Origin of the sequence: Vibrio diazotrophicus (assembly GCF_038452265.1) — a bacterium.
Lineage (GTDB): Bacteria > Pseudomonadota > Gammaproteobacteria > Enterobacterales > Vibrionaceae > Vibrio > Vibrio diazotrophicus.
On the sequence record NZ_CP151842.1, the window covers coordinates 2589328 to 2604685 of the forward strand.

At 42.8% G+C, this 15358-nt stretch carries 13 protein-coding genes; 3 read left to right on the forward strand and 10 right to left on the reverse strand.

Annotated elements, in window-relative coordinates; genetic code table 11:
• Positions 1-28: 28 nt before the first annotated feature.
• The 10 genes from nrdR to AAGA51_RS11995 all read right to left on the reverse strand — a co-directional run bounded on the left by nrdR (position 29) and on the right by AAGA51_RS11995 (position 10124).
• The gene (gene nrdR, locus AAGA51_RS11950; protein WP_042480166.1) at positions 29-478 is read right to left on the reverse strand and encodes a transcriptional regulator NrdR; all 450 of its coding nucleotides are present in this window, start codon (positions 476-478) and stop codon (positions 29-31) included.
• Positions 479-642: 164 nt separating this feature from the next.
• The gene (locus AAGA51_RS11955; RefSeq protein ID WP_042480168.1) at positions 643-1893 is read right to left on the reverse strand and encodes a glutamate-5-semialdehyde dehydrogenase; all 1251 of its coding nucleotides are present in this window, start codon (positions 1891-1893) and stop codon (positions 643-645) included.
• Between the two features lie 13 nt (positions 1894-1906).
• Positions 1907-3040 (reverse strand): glutamate 5-kinase, encoded by a 1134-nt coding sequence (gene proB, locus AAGA51_RS11960; RefSeq protein WP_042480756.1) that lies wholly within the window; start codon positions 3038-3040, stop codon positions 1907-1909.
• A 123-nt stretch (positions 3041-3163) separates the two neighbouring features.
• Positions 3164-3553 carry a sigma factor-binding protein Crl gene (crl, locus tag AAGA51_RS11965; protein WP_042480169.1) on the reverse strand — a complete coding sequence of 130 codons (390 nt, stop codon included), beginning with the start codon at positions 3551-3553 and terminating at the stop codon, positions 3164-3166.
• A gap of 106 nt (positions 3554-3659) precedes the next feature.
• Positions 3660-4910: an esterase FrsA gene (frsA, locus tag AAGA51_RS11970; RefSeq protein ID WP_042480172.1), complete on the reverse strand. Its 1251-nt coding sequence runs from the start codon at positions 4908-4910 to the stop codon at positions 3660-3662.
• A 131-nt stretch (positions 4911-5041) separates the two neighbouring features.
• The gene (gene gpt, locus AAGA51_RS11975; protein ID WP_042480174.1) at positions 5042-5506 is read right to left on the reverse strand and encodes a xanthine phosphoribosyltransferase; all 465 of its coding nucleotides are present in this window, start codon (positions 5504-5506) and stop codon (positions 5042-5044) included.
• Positions 5507-5567: 61 nt separating this feature from the next.
• A complete protein-coding gene (locus AAGA51_RS11980; protein ID WP_042480177.1) occupies positions 5568-6857 on the reverse strand; it encodes an NCS2 family permease in 1290 nt (429 codons plus the stop codon).
• Positions 6858-7122: 265 nt separating this feature from the next.
• Entirely contained in the window at positions 7123-8442 is a 1320-nt protein-coding gene (locus AAGA51_RS11985) for a TRAP transporter large permease (protein WP_042480179.1), read from the reverse strand.
• Positions 8432-9049, reverse strand: a complete 618-nt coding sequence (locus tag AAGA51_RS11990) for a TRAP transporter small permease subunit (protein ID WP_042480181.1) — start codon at positions 9047-9049, stop codon at positions 8432-8434. Before AAGA51_RS11990 ends, AAGA51_RS11985 begins: the two co-directional genes overlap by 11 nt.
• A gap of 58 nt (positions 9050-9107) precedes the next feature.
• Positions 9108-10124, reverse strand: a complete 1017-nt coding sequence (locus tag AAGA51_RS11995) for a TRAP transporter substrate-binding protein (protein ID WP_042480184.1) — start codon at positions 10122-10124, stop codon at positions 9108-9110.
• Between the two features lie 221 nt (positions 10125-10345).
• Here AAGA51_RS11995 and AAGA51_RS12000 point away from each other — a divergent pair, with 221 nt between their 5' ends.
• The 3 genes from AAGA51_RS12000 to AAGA51_RS12010 all read left to right on the forward strand — a co-directional run bounded on the left by AAGA51_RS12000 (position 10346) and on the right by AAGA51_RS12010 (position 14957).
• Positions 10346-11773, forward strand: a complete 1428-nt coding sequence (locus AAGA51_RS12000) for an NAD-dependent succinate-semialdehyde dehydrogenase (RefSeq protein ID WP_042480187.1) — start codon at positions 10346-10348, stop codon at positions 11771-11773.
• 47 nt (positions 11774-11820) lie between these two features.
• The gene (gene gabT, locus AAGA51_RS12005; RefSeq protein ID WP_042480189.1) at positions 11821-13092 is read left to right on the forward strand and encodes a 4-aminobutyrate--2-oxoglutarate transaminase; all 1272 of its coding nucleotides are present in this window, start codon (positions 11821-11823) and stop codon (positions 13090-13092) included.
• 83 nt (positions 13093-13175) lie between these two features.
• A complete protein-coding gene (locus AAGA51_RS12010) occupies positions 13176-14957 on the forward strand; it encodes a PLP-dependent aminotransferase family protein (RefSeq protein WP_102986768.1) in 1782 nt (593 codons plus the stop codon).
• The last annotated feature ends 401 nt before the right edge of the window (positions 14958-15358 follow it).

The window sequence follows — 15358 nt, forward strand, 5'->3', positions numbered from 1 at the left end:
TATTCAGGGAATTTTCGAGCGCTGGAAATCAGTCTTCTAACTTGGCAATTTCTTCGCCAAATTCACGTACATCTTCGAAACTACGATAAACCGAAGCAAAACGAATGTAGGCAACTTTATCTAATTCTTTCAATGCATCCATAACAAGGTTACCAATTAGCTGACTAGGCACTTCTCGCTCGCCAGTGGCTCTTAGTTTGGATTTAATCGTGCTTATCGCAAGCTCAATAGAATCTGCGCTCACAGGGCGTTTTTCTAATGCACGTTGCAGGCCGCCAATCATTTTATCTTCATCAAAAGGTTCGCGATTACCATTCGACTTAATGACTCTTGGCATCACTAATTCTGCGGTTTCAAAAGTAGTGAAACGTTCGCTACATGCAAGACATTGGCGACGACGACGAACTTGGTGTCCATCAGCCACAAGACGGGAATCGATGACTTTCGTATCGTTTTCAGAACAAAAAGGACAATGCATACCACCTCCATAGTAAGGTTCCGTTGACTTTTCGAGCAGAACGGAACCTTGGCTAGTTTACAGGAATCACTAATATTAAGAAAACAAAAAGGGGCGTTATACGCCCCATTTCAATGGATTAATTGCTTAAAATACAGAATATAACTGCAGTTCGAAAAGAGTAATTAAGCACGAGAAAGATAATTTGCCTTACCCACCCACTTGTAACTGGTTAGCTCTTCCAAGCCCATTGGTCCGCGTGCATGCAGTTTTTGTGTCGATACCGCAACTTCTGCACCCAAGCCAAACTGAGCACCATCAGTGAAACGAGTCGAAGCGTTAACATATACCGCCGCAGAGCCCGCTGAGTTAATGAATTTTTCAGCGTTGAACAGATCATTGGTCATGATGGCATCAGAGTGACTCGCATTGTGCTCACGCATGTGATCAATCGCTTCATCCACATTCTTAACCACTTTGACACCTAAGGTGTAGCTTAACCACTCAGTATCAAAGTCGCCGTCTTGAGCATCGCGAATTTTTTCTGCCGATTGCATCAGGGCTTTCGCTTTTGGCTCTGCAACGAAGGTTACTTTGCCATTCAATTTCACCATCAATTTTTCAAGCAGTGATTGAGCAATATCCTGATGAACCAAAAGTGTATCTAACGCGTTACACGCCGATGGACGTTGCACTTTCGCGTTTTCAATCACATCCACGGTTTTGTCCAAATCTGCACTTTGGTCAACGTAAATATGACTGATACCAAACCCACCAATAATCACTGGAATAGTGCTGTTTTCTTTACACATTTTGTGTAAACCCGCACCGCCACGAGGAATGATCATATCCACGTAATCATCCAGCTTAAGTAGCTGAGAAACCAATTCACGATCCGGTTTTTCAATGTACTGGACTGATGCCGAAGGTAGCTGTGCTTTTTCTAGTGCGGATTGAATAACCTTGACCAACTCCATGTTGGAGAAAAAAGTTTCTTTTCCGCCACGTAAAATAGAAGCGTTACCGGTTTTCAAGCACAAAGCAGCAATGTCGATGGTTACATTTGGTCGCGCTTCGTAAATAACGCCAACCACACCAAGCGGCACACGACGACGAGACAATGACATACCGTTTTCCAGTACCTTACTGTCTATTTCGCTACCAACTGGATCATTAAGACTGATGACATTACGCACATCGTTTGCAATGCCCGTTAAACGTTCTTTATTCAGTAACAGACGATCGAGCAGTGCGTCCGATAAACCAGCTTCGCGGCCTAGCTCAATATCTTTTGCGTTGGCAGCCAGAATAATGTCTGTATTAGCTTCAAGCTCATCAGCAATAATTGATAACGCTTGGTTTTTCTGTGCTGTTGTCGCTGTAGCGAGTTGAAAAGCCGCGTCTTTCGCCGCTTTTCCCATAATAGTTAAGTCCATGCCTATCCTCGATTTATTCTTGGATCACGACCATATCATCTCGGTGAACGACTTCTGAGCCGTAATCATAACCAAGGATGTCGATAATCATTTTACTGTGTTTGCCTGCAATTTTTGCTAGATCTGAATTTGAATATGCTGCGATACCACGTGCGACAAGCTTTCCAGCTTTATCAGTCACTCGAACCACTTCGCCACGGGAGAACTGACCATGAACACTCACAACACCTTTTGCAAGCAGGCTGCTGCCTTTTTCATTGACCGCTTTAACCGCACCGTCGTCAATCACGATATCACCCGAAGCAGATGGTCCGGCGAGTATCCAGCGTTTGCGATTTTCCAATGACTCTTCTAAAGGTAAGAAGCGAGTCCCTTGCGGTGCATCACTTAAAGAGTCAAAGATGACGTTTTCAGCACGACCTGCGGCAATTATCACTTCAATACCTGCTCGGCGTGCAATATCAGCCGCTTGCAGTTTGGTAGCCATACCACCAGTGCCTAAAGTAGTGCCACTGCCACCCGCGATTTTACGCAAGGTGTCATCAATGGTTTTGACCTCTTTAATCAGTTCCGCATGCGGATCTTTACGAGGGTCGGCGGTAAACAGACCTTTCTGGTCAGTCAGTAGCAGAAGTTTATCCGCACCACACAAAATACCCACAAGAGCGGACAAGTTGTCATTGTCCCCTACTTTGATTTCGCTGGTTGCTACCGCATCGTTTTCATTAACGACAGGGATAATGTCGTGTTCAACTAAAGCGTTAATGGTGTCACGCGCATTTAAGAAACGTTCACGATCTTCAAGATCGGCACGCGTTAACAGCATTTGACCAATCTTGATGCCGTAGATAGCGAACAGTGACTCCCAAACTTGAATCAGTTGGCTTTGTCCAACCGCAGCAAGCAACTGTTTGCTCGACATCGCGTTGGGCAGTGCGGGGTAACCTAAATGTTCTCGGCCTGCTGCAATTGCACCCGAAGATACAATCACCACAGAGTGGCCTTGTTTTTTCAGTTCTGCACACTGACGAGCAAGCTCGACCATATGAGCTCTATCAAGAGCAAGTGTGCCACCGGTAAGAACACTGGTTCCTAGTTTTACAACGACAGTTTGCGCTGTAGTTCCGCTTTGCTGATTCGTTTTCATGCCTTCTTCTTCAAATTGAAAACAGTTAAGAGAAGATGTTTTAGCAATCAACCGCGCTGAGCACAAGAAGAAAAAGGTGCTAAATAGCACCTTTTACGTTCAGTAACATTCAAATAGCTAAAATCACACAAATTCTGCTGATTCTTCATGCATAGAAAGCGTTAAGCCGAAACGCTCATCTAATGTCTGTTCTAGCTTCTTATGAAACTCTTCTTGGTTTTGGATAACGTCAGATAACGAAGCTTTAGGAATCGCTTTGGCTTCCCATTCACCCGCTAAGTTGTAACGTCCCGATTGATATTTTGCCTCATATCCGGTGTCTGTCTGATCAAGTACCATCCACCATCCCCAGAATTCACGTTTTTCTGGCGCCTTTTTGTCATCCACACAGGCTGCTAAACAGTCAAACAAATAGCTACCTTCTTTACATTTTCCTTCACGTAAATAAGGGCCAATTGCTTTAAATGCGGATAATAATCGGTAGTGCGTCGGATTTTTCGTCCCTTCCGGCATAGGATTCTCCATTTCCATCGATAAGAATAAATATCACTACTATTTATATGCCTTAAAAAGCATATATTTAGTGCAAATATTACTCTTAACTAATTTAGGAGAAATGTCACCTACAGAGTTCCTCTTGAAGCCACTTTATCGCCAAATCGAGGGATTGCTCATATCCTTGCGAAATTGTTTTGCTTTTTATCTGTTTAGCTTTGCCACCTTGACTAAAAATCGCCGCAAGTTGGTTGTCTGAATGTGGTGATACCGGATCACCTTCTAAACCGAGAGCCAGAATCGGCACTTTTGTGCGTCGGCTACTCAGGAAGCCTTGCGTTTTTAGCGACCAAGCCTTCAATTGACCAGATAAGCTATCGATATCTACCGCTTCTTTACCCAATCTTGATGCCAATATGTCGAGATACATTTTAGGCATTTGTTTGAGTTTGGTCGGAGATGTCCACACATCGTGGAGAGGAGCACCAATAGCGACACATGCTTTGACTTTTTCTTGCTCTAGAAATGACAAACGAACCATAGCATTGCCGCCAAAGCGGAAACCGATTAACCCAATACAAAAATGGTCGACCCAAGGAATATCGGTCAACTGATTAATCACAGCTTGGTGAAGGCAAGATGTATCCTCAGTGAGTGGCCACTGAGAACTTTGACCAATAGAAGGCATGTCGATTGTTAGCATCGCGATATCGTGTTTTGCCAAATAATCACGAAATAAGCGCCACATGTCAGTTTGTAAGCTATCCAATCCAGCACTCACGATCACTACCGGATGGGGTTTATCGGTATTAGTCAGATGTAAGTAACCTGAGAACTTTCTATTTTGATAGGTGAAATCGAGTTGCTTAACGATGTAATTGGTTAACTTGGCCGCTTCAGAGTAGGCCTTGTTTGCTAGTACTTGTGCTTGAAGAGCTAGGTTGTCGTTTTTCAGATGTGGATAACCGGCAATACTAAAGCAGAGAGACGCTTTAAAGAGCTCTTCCGCTGCTGCATCACCTTCTAATACAGAAGCGGTTTTCTGATGCTTCATACCAAGACGCGTCCACTCAAATGTCCAGTTACCGTTGTGATATCCCATCACTGTGTCAAGCCAATCGTCATCGGTACGGGAGTGTGTAGAGGATGCAATACGAGATAGCACTTCCTCTTGTTCGATAGGATTCACACCTTGCCACACCCATTGAAGGCGGCGAACATTACGATACCAAGAGAACCCTTCGCTCTGCTTCTTCTTCTGCAGAAACTCTATATTACTAGGCATGTATTGAGTCAGTGCCGATGTTTCTTTTGCTTGTTTATGCTTTACAAACAACGTCTCTGACAAGTTAATATTTGTACCATCTTCAGACATAACCCAGTCTCGCTTAACGAACCATTGATTAGGTTCATATAGTAATAAAAAAAATGACCCATGAAAGGGTCATCTTTGAGTAAATGCTATTTTTTAAGCAAAAGCCATGTTTAAACAACAGCAATGTTGGTTTATTTACGCTTACGATTTACTGGCTCAACAAAAGACAGTTGCATATCCCAAGGTTGTTCAATCCAAGTATCTTGTTCGATATCTACGATATATTCATCAACTAAGTCTTTGCCAGCCGGTTTAGCACATACAGTTACGAACTTAGCTTTTGGATACATTTCACGAATCTTACGTGCTGTATCGCCGCTATCAACCAAATCATCAATGATCAGGAAGCCTTCTCCGTCATGCTCTGGTGCTTTTAGTACACTCATATCACGCTGATGATCGTGGTCATAGCTAGAGATACATACTGTATCTACATAGCGAATACCCAGTTCACGAGCGAGAATAGCTGCTGGTACTAAACCACCGCGGCTAACACCTAGGATACCTTTCCATTGTTCTGCAGGCATTTGACGCTCAGCGAGTTCACGACAATAGTTCTGCATATTGTCCCAAGTGATAACGAATTTTTTGCTCATTGTAATAAACCTAAATTAAAACATGTGAAGCGCAGTGCAGTTCACTGCGCCTATTAAATACTTAAGCGAAAATCAATTTAGCTAGGAAAATAGCTGTCATAAACCAAACGCTAACTGAAATATCACGGCCTTTACCGCTCAAAACCTTGATCGCTGTGTAAGAGATGAAACCAAGTACAATGCCTTCAGCAATTGAGTACGTCAGAGGCATTAATAAACAGGTCACAACAACAGGTGCAGCTTCTGTTAAGTCACGCCAATCAACACTTATAAGTCCAGACATCATCAAGATAGCAACGTAGAATAATGCGCCTGCGGTTGCATAAGCTGGAATCATCCCTGCTAATGGCGAGAAGAATAATGCAAGAAGGAACAAAATGCCAACCACAACTGCAGTTAAACCTGTACGTCCACCCTCTGCTACACCCGCTGTACTCTCTACATAAGAAGTCGTGTTTGAAGTACCCAGTAGAGCACCAATAGATGTTGCTGTTGAGTCTGCTAGCAATGCTTTGTTCAAGCGAGGGATCTTGCCATCTTTACCGATAAGATTTGCTTTAGTCGCAACGCCCACCAATGTACCTGCTGTATCAAACAGATCAACGAATAGGAAGGCAAAAATCACTGAAATCATGCCGATTTCAAATACACCAGAGAAATCTAATTGTAGGAAAGTAGGTGCAATACTTGGTGGAGCAGACATAACGCCATGCCATTGAACATCACCAAAAATCAAACCTAAACCTGTAGTAAGTAGAATTGCAATCATTACCGCGCCTTTTACGCCACGGTTAACCAGACCAATTGTCAGGAAGAAGCTTACTGCTGCTAATACTGGAGAAAGACTAGTGAAATCGCCAACAGAGACAAGGGTCGCTGGGTTGTCTACTACGATTTTTGCATTTTGCAGTGCAATAAAAGCAAGAAACAAACCGATACCAGCAGAGATGCCTGTTCTCAGTGCCATTGGGATTGAGTTGATGATCCACTCACGAATCTTAAATAGGCTCAATAGAATGAAAAGCACACCAGAGCAGAATACTGCTGCTAGAGCAACTTGCCATGTGTAACCCATACCGAGAACAACGGAATAGGTAAAGAAAGCGTTCAAACCCATACCAGGAGCTTGCGCGATTGGGTAGTTAGCAACTAAGCCCATAATGAAACAGCCAATAGCCGCAGCTAAACAGGTCGCCACAAATACAGCGCCCTTATCCATACCTGTCGAAGATAAAATGGCAGGGTTCACAAAAATAATGTAAGCCATTGTCAGGAACGTAGTTACCCCTGCAATGATCTCAGTACGCACGTTTGTGCGGTTTTCACTGAGTTTAAATAGCCTTTCCAGCATGATCGAGTCCTAATAAAGGTAAAAAGTAAACGGTTGCGTAAACGATTGGGCGCAAATTATAAAGACATCAGATCACAAATTCCAGACCGAATTTATTTTGATTTCAAAACAACTGATGAAAGATTATGCAAGGAAAATCATAGGTAGGCGGGCTATTTTACTCATGAACCCCGTTTTCGTTAATATAATGTAGCGTTTTTGCAAATGCTCTACCTATGAATATTCATCTTAGGTAGAGCATGAAAACTTGATTAATGTGGCGTTATCAAGCCATCACTTTATTGGGTAACCAGGTGACAATGTCTGGAAATACCATACAGATGATAAGCACCAACAACTGAACCAATATAAACGGTGTAACTGACTTATACAGGTCCATCATTGTTACGCCTTTTGGTGCTATCCCTTTCAAATAGAACAGCGCAAATCCATAAGGTGGTGTCTGCACAGCAATAACAATATTTAAAATCATCAATACGCCAAACCAAATAGGATCATAGCCAAGAGCAACCGCTACTGGTGTGAATATAGGTGCACACATCAGTACGATGATAAACTCATCGATAATGAACCCCAAAAGCAGCATGATAACTTGAAACATCATGATGATAACGATGGGTGGTAAATCAAGATCACGAGTAAACCCTGACACCATTCCCTGTATTCCCATCAGCAAATGGAAGTTACTGAATACAGAAGCGCCTAATATTATCCACATAGCAACGCTGACTAACATCGCCGTTTGCATACCAGACTTCATTAGAATTTCAGGTTTAAAACGCTTAAACAGAATAGAGAGCAGAATAGCACCAGCCACGCCTAACGCACCGGACTCTGTAGGTGTCGCAATGCCAGCAATAATACTCCCCAGCACCACAACAATCAGAGCAAACGAAGAGGCTCCATCACGAATAGTTTTAAATAATTGGTAGCCTTTTGGAATTTCAATGTCATTGTCAGAATCAAATGGGGCACGTTCCGGCTTAATTTTACAGCTGATAACGACATAAGAGATCAATAAAACAATCGTAATTAATGCAGGCACCATAGCACCAAGAAACATTTTACCCACTGAGTTTTGAGTCGCTGAGGCAAACATGATCATTGGAATACTTGGGGGAATCAATATCCCCAAAGAGCCACCAGCCATAATGACTCCGAGAGCCAGTTTCTTATCATAACCACGGTCAAGCATAGGTTTTAAAGCAATACTGCTCGAAGTCATAATACCCGCACCAATAATACCGACCATAGCGCCAATCATTGAACATACACCGATAACACTAATGGCAAGAGAACCTCTCACACGGCCGATCATCAGTTGACTGGCATTAAACATTGCGTCGCCAATTCCCGAACGGGTAAGAATTTGTCCCATATAGATATAGAGAGGGATAGCAAGAAGTATGAAGTTAAAAAAGGTACTCTCAACAGTAGTCGGGATAATATTAAACAGTGCCTCCCCCCAAACTAAGTAGCCGACCCCCATAGCGATCCCGCCTAGAGCTAGACCGACCTGAGCTCCGAGAGCAAATGAAGCTAAAATACAGCCCAAAAGGACTAGGGTTAACATCTCAATTCCCATTTGTGCTCTCCTTGTCAAAAACGGAATTCAATTGGTCGCTATCAACCTTAAAAGGCTGCTCTTCCAACGCTATATGTTGGTGAACTTCACCATTCAGTTCGCGGCCTTTGATCAAAAAGAACAAGTTAGAAATTAACTCTGTTGAATACTGGAGAATAAAAATCACAGCTGAAACGCTAATCATCAACCAGAAATGATGCATTGCTGGCGCCCATTCACTCTGTGTTTTATAGCCGAATTGCAAACTCTCAAAAAACATCTCAAGACATACTTTTGCCATGACAGTCAGAAAACCTATCGCAATCATTCCGGTAAACAGGTCAAAAATACGACGCGTTTTTTCAGAGACTTTAGCGTAAAGAATATCCACGTTGATATGCGCTTCTTTCTGTTGGGCGTATGCTCCACCTAACGCAGAAATATAGCCAAATAAGAACAATGACGTGTCATAGCTCCAGATTGTCGGTTTACCTAAGATGTAGCGGGCAAAAACTTCGTAAAAAACAATCGCCGCCAACACAGGAAGTAAATAAGAGACCGAGCGTCCAATTAAGCCGACAATGTACTTTATGAACTGACAATACTTCAGTAAAAGGACTTCCATCATACAAATTATCCCTAAAAAAACAGGTGAACCTCTCTCGAAGTCCACCTGATTGAATCCATTACTCTTGCTCTAAAATCTCAACAAGTTGTTTTGAGTATTTATCTTCACTTGCATACTCTTTTGCTAATGTCAGACCTGCATTTTTCCAAGCAGCAACGTCTTCATCTGACGGTTTAGGACTCCATTTCAAACCTTTTGCTTCCATTTCAGCAACCGCTTTAGATTCCCACAGCTTAGATTTCGACATTTGCTCTTGAGCATGTACAGCTGTTGCCGCTTTCACAATCGCTTGTAAATCAGCAGGAAGTTTCTTCCACTCTTTTTGATTGACGACAATAGGCAGAACCTGAGCACCAGCAAGCGGTGTTGGGTACATATATTTCGCTACTTCTACGTGGTTACCATCGCGGTGATCAATCATGTTTGAACCGATAGATCCATCGATAACCCCCGTAGCTAGTGAAGTGTAGATTTCACTCCATGCAAGAGACACAGGCGATGCGCCAAGATTACGCAAGAATTTGCCATAAGCACCCGGCGCACGGATTTTTAAACCCTTAAAATCTTCAAGAGAATTGATAGGTTCTTTAGTAATGATATAGACAGGAGGCTGAATGTAAGGGTCCAACCATGTTAAACCTTGTGAAGCGTATGCTTCTTCCATCACTTTACCGAAGCCTTTATCGTGAAACAGTGTTGTTAGCTCTGCTACATCAGAAGTACCACCTGGTAAGCCAACTTCTACAACACCAGCAGGGAACTCTCCAGCATGCATGGGTTGAAATGGTGCACCCATCGTAATAAGCCCCGACTTCACAGCGCTTAGAATGCCGCTGGTCCCTACTCCCTCTCCAGAATAAAGCACCTGTACCGCTATTCGACCATTTGACATGGTTTCAATGTTTTTAGCCAAGTCTTCATAGACCTCACCAAATGCAGTACCACGGCCATAAAGGTTAGCAAAACGCCAATTATATTCAGCAGCCATGCTAGCTGTTGAGATAACCAAAGCACTGACACCAATAGCTGCAGCCAATACTGCTTTGGTAAATTTGTTTCCTTTCATTCCTAGCATAAGAAATTCCTCTTTCTCACATTGTTACACTTTTGTTAGCGATTTATTTCTTAGCTAAATATGAAGAACGGATTTCGAATGCGACAGTGCCAGAGGTGAAGTTGTTATGGTACCAGCAAGTAAGTCTTAGCTGGTACCACAGTTTTGACACAACTGGTACTTAGATTACGCAGAGTTTTGAGACTAACATGCATACAACAGACTACAAAAGAGACACAAACATGGACCAAATCATTAACAAATCACTCCTTAATGCGACCTGTCCTCAGAGTGACGATGCGATTGCTGTCATTAACCCAGCGACTGATGAAGTTCTTGCTTATATCCCGTCAGTAGATACACAAACCATTCACTCGTTGATACAAGCTTCGAAACAAGCTCAAATCTTCTGGCAGCAAAAAACGGCGGCTGAGCGTTCAGTGATTCTGAAGCGTTGGTACGATTTAATGGTACAGAATGCTGATGATTTGGCTCGTATCATGACTCTTGAACAAGGCAAGCCTCTGGCAGAGGCGAAAGGGGAAGTGATGTATGGCGCTTCATTTATCCAATGGTTTGCTGAAGAAGGTAAACGCGTTTACGGCGAGACGATTCCTTCACCAACTGGTGATAAACGCCTGATGACGATAAAGCAACCTATTGGTATCGCGGCAGCCATTACACCGTGGAATTTCCCAATTGCAATGATTACCCGCAAAGCCGCCCCAGCTTTAGCTGCTGGTTGTAGCTTCATTGTAAAACCAGCAAATCAAACGCCACTTTCTGCCTACGCAACAGCAGAACTCGCTTATCAGGCTGGTTTACCAAAAGACTTGCTGGTCATAGTGAACAACCACTCTTCTGTGGCAGTGGGTGAAATTCTTTGTACTCACGAAGATATCAAAAAACTGTCATTTACAGGCTCAACCGAAGTAGGTCGAAATCTGATAAATCAATGTGCGGATACTATTAAGCGTACGTCAATGGAACTGGGTGGTAATGCGCCATTCATCGTATTTGACGATGCAAATGTTGAGCAGGCGGTAAAAGGGGCAATCGCTTCTAAATTCCGCAACGCAGGACAGACCTGTGTGTGTGCTAATCGCTTCTATGTACAAGATGGCATTTACGATCAGTTCGTCGAGAAATTCACCGCGGCGGTTGCTGAATTAAAAATGGGCAACGGCCTTGAACCGGGCGTTAACATTGGACCGCTAGTGGATATCAAAGCGAAGAAGAGTGTCCTTGGCTATATCGATAATGCAGTTAAACAAGGTGCAAAAATCGCTCTGGGCGGTAAAGCAGAACAAGGGCTGTTTGTTCAGCCAACAATTCTGACTGAAGTGACTCAAGACATGGATATTACCCAAACCGAACTTTTTGGTCCCGTAGCTCCAATCATTCGCTTCTATGACGATCAGGAATTGGTAGAAAAAGCTAATGACACTATCTACGGACTCGCAAGTTATTTTTACACCGAAAACATTAAACGAGCCTTCAACATCGCGGAAAAACTTGAATATGGCATGGTTGGAATCAATGAAGGGTTAATTTCAAATGAAGTAGCTCCTTTTGGCGGCGTAAAACAATCCGGCTTTGGCCGTGAAGGTGCAAAACAAGGCATCGATGAATATCTAAACATTAAGTATCTCTGTTTCGGCGGCTTTTAATCTTCGTTAGCAACTGACCGATAACCACTGAATAAGGACTATCAAACATGACCAATATGGAATGGCAAAGCCGTAAGGAAAAAGTTGTCGCAAAGGGAATGGCAAACCTTGCACCGATTTATGCGGCGAAAGCTGAAAACGCTCTAATTACCGATATCGAAGGTAAAGAGTATATTGACTTCGCGGCTGGTATTGCAGTTAACAACACTGGCCACTCAAATCCACGAATCGTGGCAGCAGTAAAAGAGCAACTAGAGTTGTTCAGTCATACCTGTTCAATGGTTACCCCATACACCAGCTTTGTTGAACTGGCCGAGAAAGTTGTAGAAATCGCACCGGGCGACTTTGATAAAAAAGCGGCATTTCTTACAACGGGAGCTGAAGCTGTTGAAAATGCAATAAAATTCGCTCGTGCGCATACTGGTCGCAGTGGTGTAATTGCATTTAAAGGCGGGTTTCATGGTCGTACCAACTTATGTATGGGGCTGACAGGTAAAGTTGCTCCATATAAAGCGGGCTTTGGTCCTTTCCCCAATGAAATTTACCACCTGCCTTATCCCAACCAATACCACGGTGTTAGCGAAGCACAAAGCTTGTCTGCGTTAGCAGATTTATTTGCCTGTGATATTGAACCGTCTCGTGTTGCTGCGATCATTTTTGAGCCAATTCAGGGCGAAGGTGGCTTCTATCAAGCACCAAACGCATGGGTAAGCGAATTGCGTAACATCTGTGACAAGCACGGAATAGTGCTTATCTGTGATGAAATTCAAACCGGCTTTGCGCGTACAGGTAAACTTTTTGCGTGTGAATATTTCGATGCAAAACCAGATTTAATCACTATGGCAAAAGGCATTGCTGGCGGCTTTCCTCTATCTGGGGTTGTTGGTAAAGCTGAAATTATGGACTCAGCAAATCCTGGTGGTATCGGCGGAACTTACGCAGGCTCGCCGTTGGCGTGTCGCGCCGCACTTGAAGTTATCAACATTATTAAAGAAGATAACTTATGCGGACGAGCTCAGCATGTGGGTCAGCAATTCAAAGAGATACTGACTGTACTGCAAAAAGAAATTCCTCATATCGGAGATATTCGTCAGGTTGGCGCAATGATCGCGATTGAGCTTAATGATCCAACCACAGGACAACCGCTTGCAGATCTGACTAAACAACTGGTATTAAAGAGTAACCAGCAAGGCCTCATTCTTCTTTCTTGTGGTGTAAAAGGTAACGTTATTCGCTTCCTTCCACCGTTAACAATTGAGCCAGAATTAGTCTCAAGAGGGCTGGAAATAGTTAAAACGCAACTACAGTCGCTTATATAAAATGTGTATAGAGAAAGTGAGCCTCATTTCACTTTCTCTGCTTTTTGGACTTTAGATGCGGCGGTTACATAAGCGGGGAAGCTATGCTGTATCAATTTATTCATATCGACTCGCAAGATTCGAGAACACTGCAAGATCAAATCAAAAGCGACATCGCTAAAGCCATATTCGCAGGTTTTGTTCCAAAGCAAACCAGCATCACTTCCTCACGCCAATTAGCCGAAAAACTCAAAGTTTCCCGCAATACGATTTTACGTGTTTACGAACAATTAGCCGAAGAAGGGGTACTTATACCCATTGAAAGAAAAGGCTACTACGTTAATCCTCAGCTTGAACTGAATAATGCATCGCCCGATCAGCAAAGCGCACAACCAGTCTCAACTCTCAATTGGGACGATTACCTAAACAGTGAACAATCGCTTTCAGATGCCTCAGTAAAAGATCTTTCCAACTACCCTTATTTGTTCGTCAATGGCATGGTCGATGAAGATCTCTTTCCTGTTAGTGAGTGGCGTAAGTGCAGTATTCAATCTTTAAATAAAAGTAATCATCGTAGTTGGACATCAAACCATAATGACTATGAAGAGTTAATTGAACAGATACGTACTCGTGTTCTGACTAAACGTGGAATATTCGTTAACAAAGAAAATATCGCCATTACACTGGGTTGCCAAAATAGCCTTTACTACCTCACTCGGTTACTGGTTTCTAAACAAACGTCAGTAGGAATGGAAAACCCTGGTTACCCAGAAGCACTTGTTCAGTTTCAAGCTCGTCGAGCAAATGTAGTCCCCATTGATGTCGATGCAAAAGGGTTAGTCATCGATTCTCGTCTCAACAATTGCAATTTGGTTTATACAACCCCCAGTAATCAGTTCCCAACCACCGTTCGTATGTCACCAGAAAGGCGCAAGGCACTCATTGACTCAGCGAATGAACATGACTTTTTGATTATCGAAGATGATTTTGAACACGATGTTAACTTCATTGAAGATAGCTGCCCTCCGCTGAGGTGTGAGTATCCAACAGAGCGAATCATCTACATATCGAGCTTCACCTCTACAATTGCACCCGGGTTACGTATTGGATTTATCGTTGCGGCATCGCCGTTAATCGATCAAATCAAAGCACTGCAAGTACGTACGCACAGTCTGCCACCCAAAAGTAACTGTCAGACCTTAGCTCTGTTTCTCAGTCTAGGCTACTACGACATGCTGACTCAGAAGCTACTTAAGCGCTATAGAGAAAAATGGTTAACGATGGAAAAAGCAATGAACTATTACTTTCCGCAATCTGGAGTTACTCCATCGCTAGCCGGAACCGCTTTTTGGGTTGATTATAAGGAAAGTTTTGATGCCACTCGTTTTGAGCGACTTGCAGAAGAGAATGGTATTTTGATTAATAACGGGCAGAAGTATTACTGCTGCAACCACAAGAACAATAGCTTTAGACTGAGTTTCCAATCGATTCGCACAGAGAATATACGTGAAGGTATTGCTCAACTGGCGCGCATAGCTAAAGAAGTATTACCCAATATTAGCTTGGCCGAATGCTCCGAACCGCCATTAACAGGGCAACAGATTAGAGCTATGGTGACCAACAAAACGCTACTATCTAAAGATTGCTTCAATATCCCCTACCGGATCACTCTTCAAGCAGATGGTAAAATGATCGGAATTTCCGATCGCCCGAATGATATTGATGAGGGCTACTGGTGGGTAGAAAATGACAAATTTGTTTACCAATGGCGTAACTGGCAATTTTCAGATATTCGACACATTACTATCGTTTATGAAAACAATGAGCTGAAACGCTTTGATGAAGAAGGCTACTTCATTGGAGAAGTCAGTATTATTGAAGAGTAATACGAAACAGCAGGCAAAAAAAAACGCCATCTGAGATACAGATGGCGGTGAATCATATTAACCACTCTTGGTTCACCAAGCTGTGGCTAAAAGCAAATTCCAATATATAGGGGTGAACATTACTGTTCAAATCACATGCATTTGGTCTCACTCACCAAAGCGTGTGGGGTGTAACATCGCTGATCGACATAACATCTTTCATCAATATTACGTGGGTAAACTAGCTTCGAAGTCATTACTTTCGAATTGGTTATTAATATACCACAAAGAAAATATATTACAAATATATAGTGAGTCAAATCACACATTTTCAATAAAACCTACAATCATCTCGGAATTATTGGTAATAAAATTACACAATCCGCGTTTTATTTTTGAAGTGGATTGCAAAATAAATGCAA

Coding starts and splice junctions, on each gene's coding strand:
- nrdR (WP_042480166.1), bottom strand. CDS start 478: ATGCATTGTCCTTTTTGTTCTGAAAACGATACGAAAGTCATCGATTCC.
- AAGA51_RS11955 (WP_042480168.1), bottom strand. CDS start 1,893: ATGGACTTAACTATTATGGGAAAAGCGGCGAAAGACGCGGCTTTTCAA.
- proB (WP_042480756.1), bottom strand. CDS start 3,040: ATGAAAACGAATCAGCAAAGCGGAACTACAGCGCAAACTGTCGTTGTA.
- crl (WP_042480169.1), bottom strand. CDS start 3,553: ATGCCGGAAGGGACGAAAAATCCGACGCACTACCGATTATTATCCGCA.
- frsA (WP_042480172.1), bottom strand. CDS start 4,910: ATGTCTGAAGATGGTACAAATATTAACTTGTCAGAGACGTTGTTTGTA.
- gpt (WP_042480174.1), bottom strand. CDS start 5,506: ATGAGCAAAAAATTCGTTATCACTTGGGACAATATGCAGAACTATTGT.
- AAGA51_RS11980 (WP_042480177.1), bottom strand. CDS start 6,857: ATGCTGGAAAGGCTATTTAAACTCAGTGAAAACCGCACAAACGTGCGT.
- AAGA51_RS11985 (WP_042480179.1), bottom strand. CDS start 8,442: ATGGGAATTGAGATGTTAACCCTAGTCCTTTTGGGCTGTATTTTAGCT.
- AAGA51_RS11990 (WP_042480181.1), bottom strand. CDS start 9,049: ATGATGGAAGTCCTTTTACTGAAGTATTGTCAGTTCATAAAGTACATT.
- AAGA51_RS11995 (WP_042480184.1), bottom strand. CDS start 10,124: ATGCTAGGAATGAAAGGAAACAAATTTACCAAAGCAGTATTGGCTGCA.
- AAGA51_RS12000 (WP_042480187.1), top strand. CDS start 10,346: ATGGACCAAATCATTAACAAATCACTCCTTAATGCGACCTGTCCTCAG.
- gabT (WP_042480189.1), top strand. CDS start 11,821: ATGACCAATATGGAATGGCAAAGCCGTAAGGAAAAAGTTGTCGCAAAG.
- AAGA51_RS12010 (WP_102986768.1), top strand. CDS start 13,176: ATGCTGTATCAATTTATTCATATCGACTCGCAAGATTCGAGAACACTG.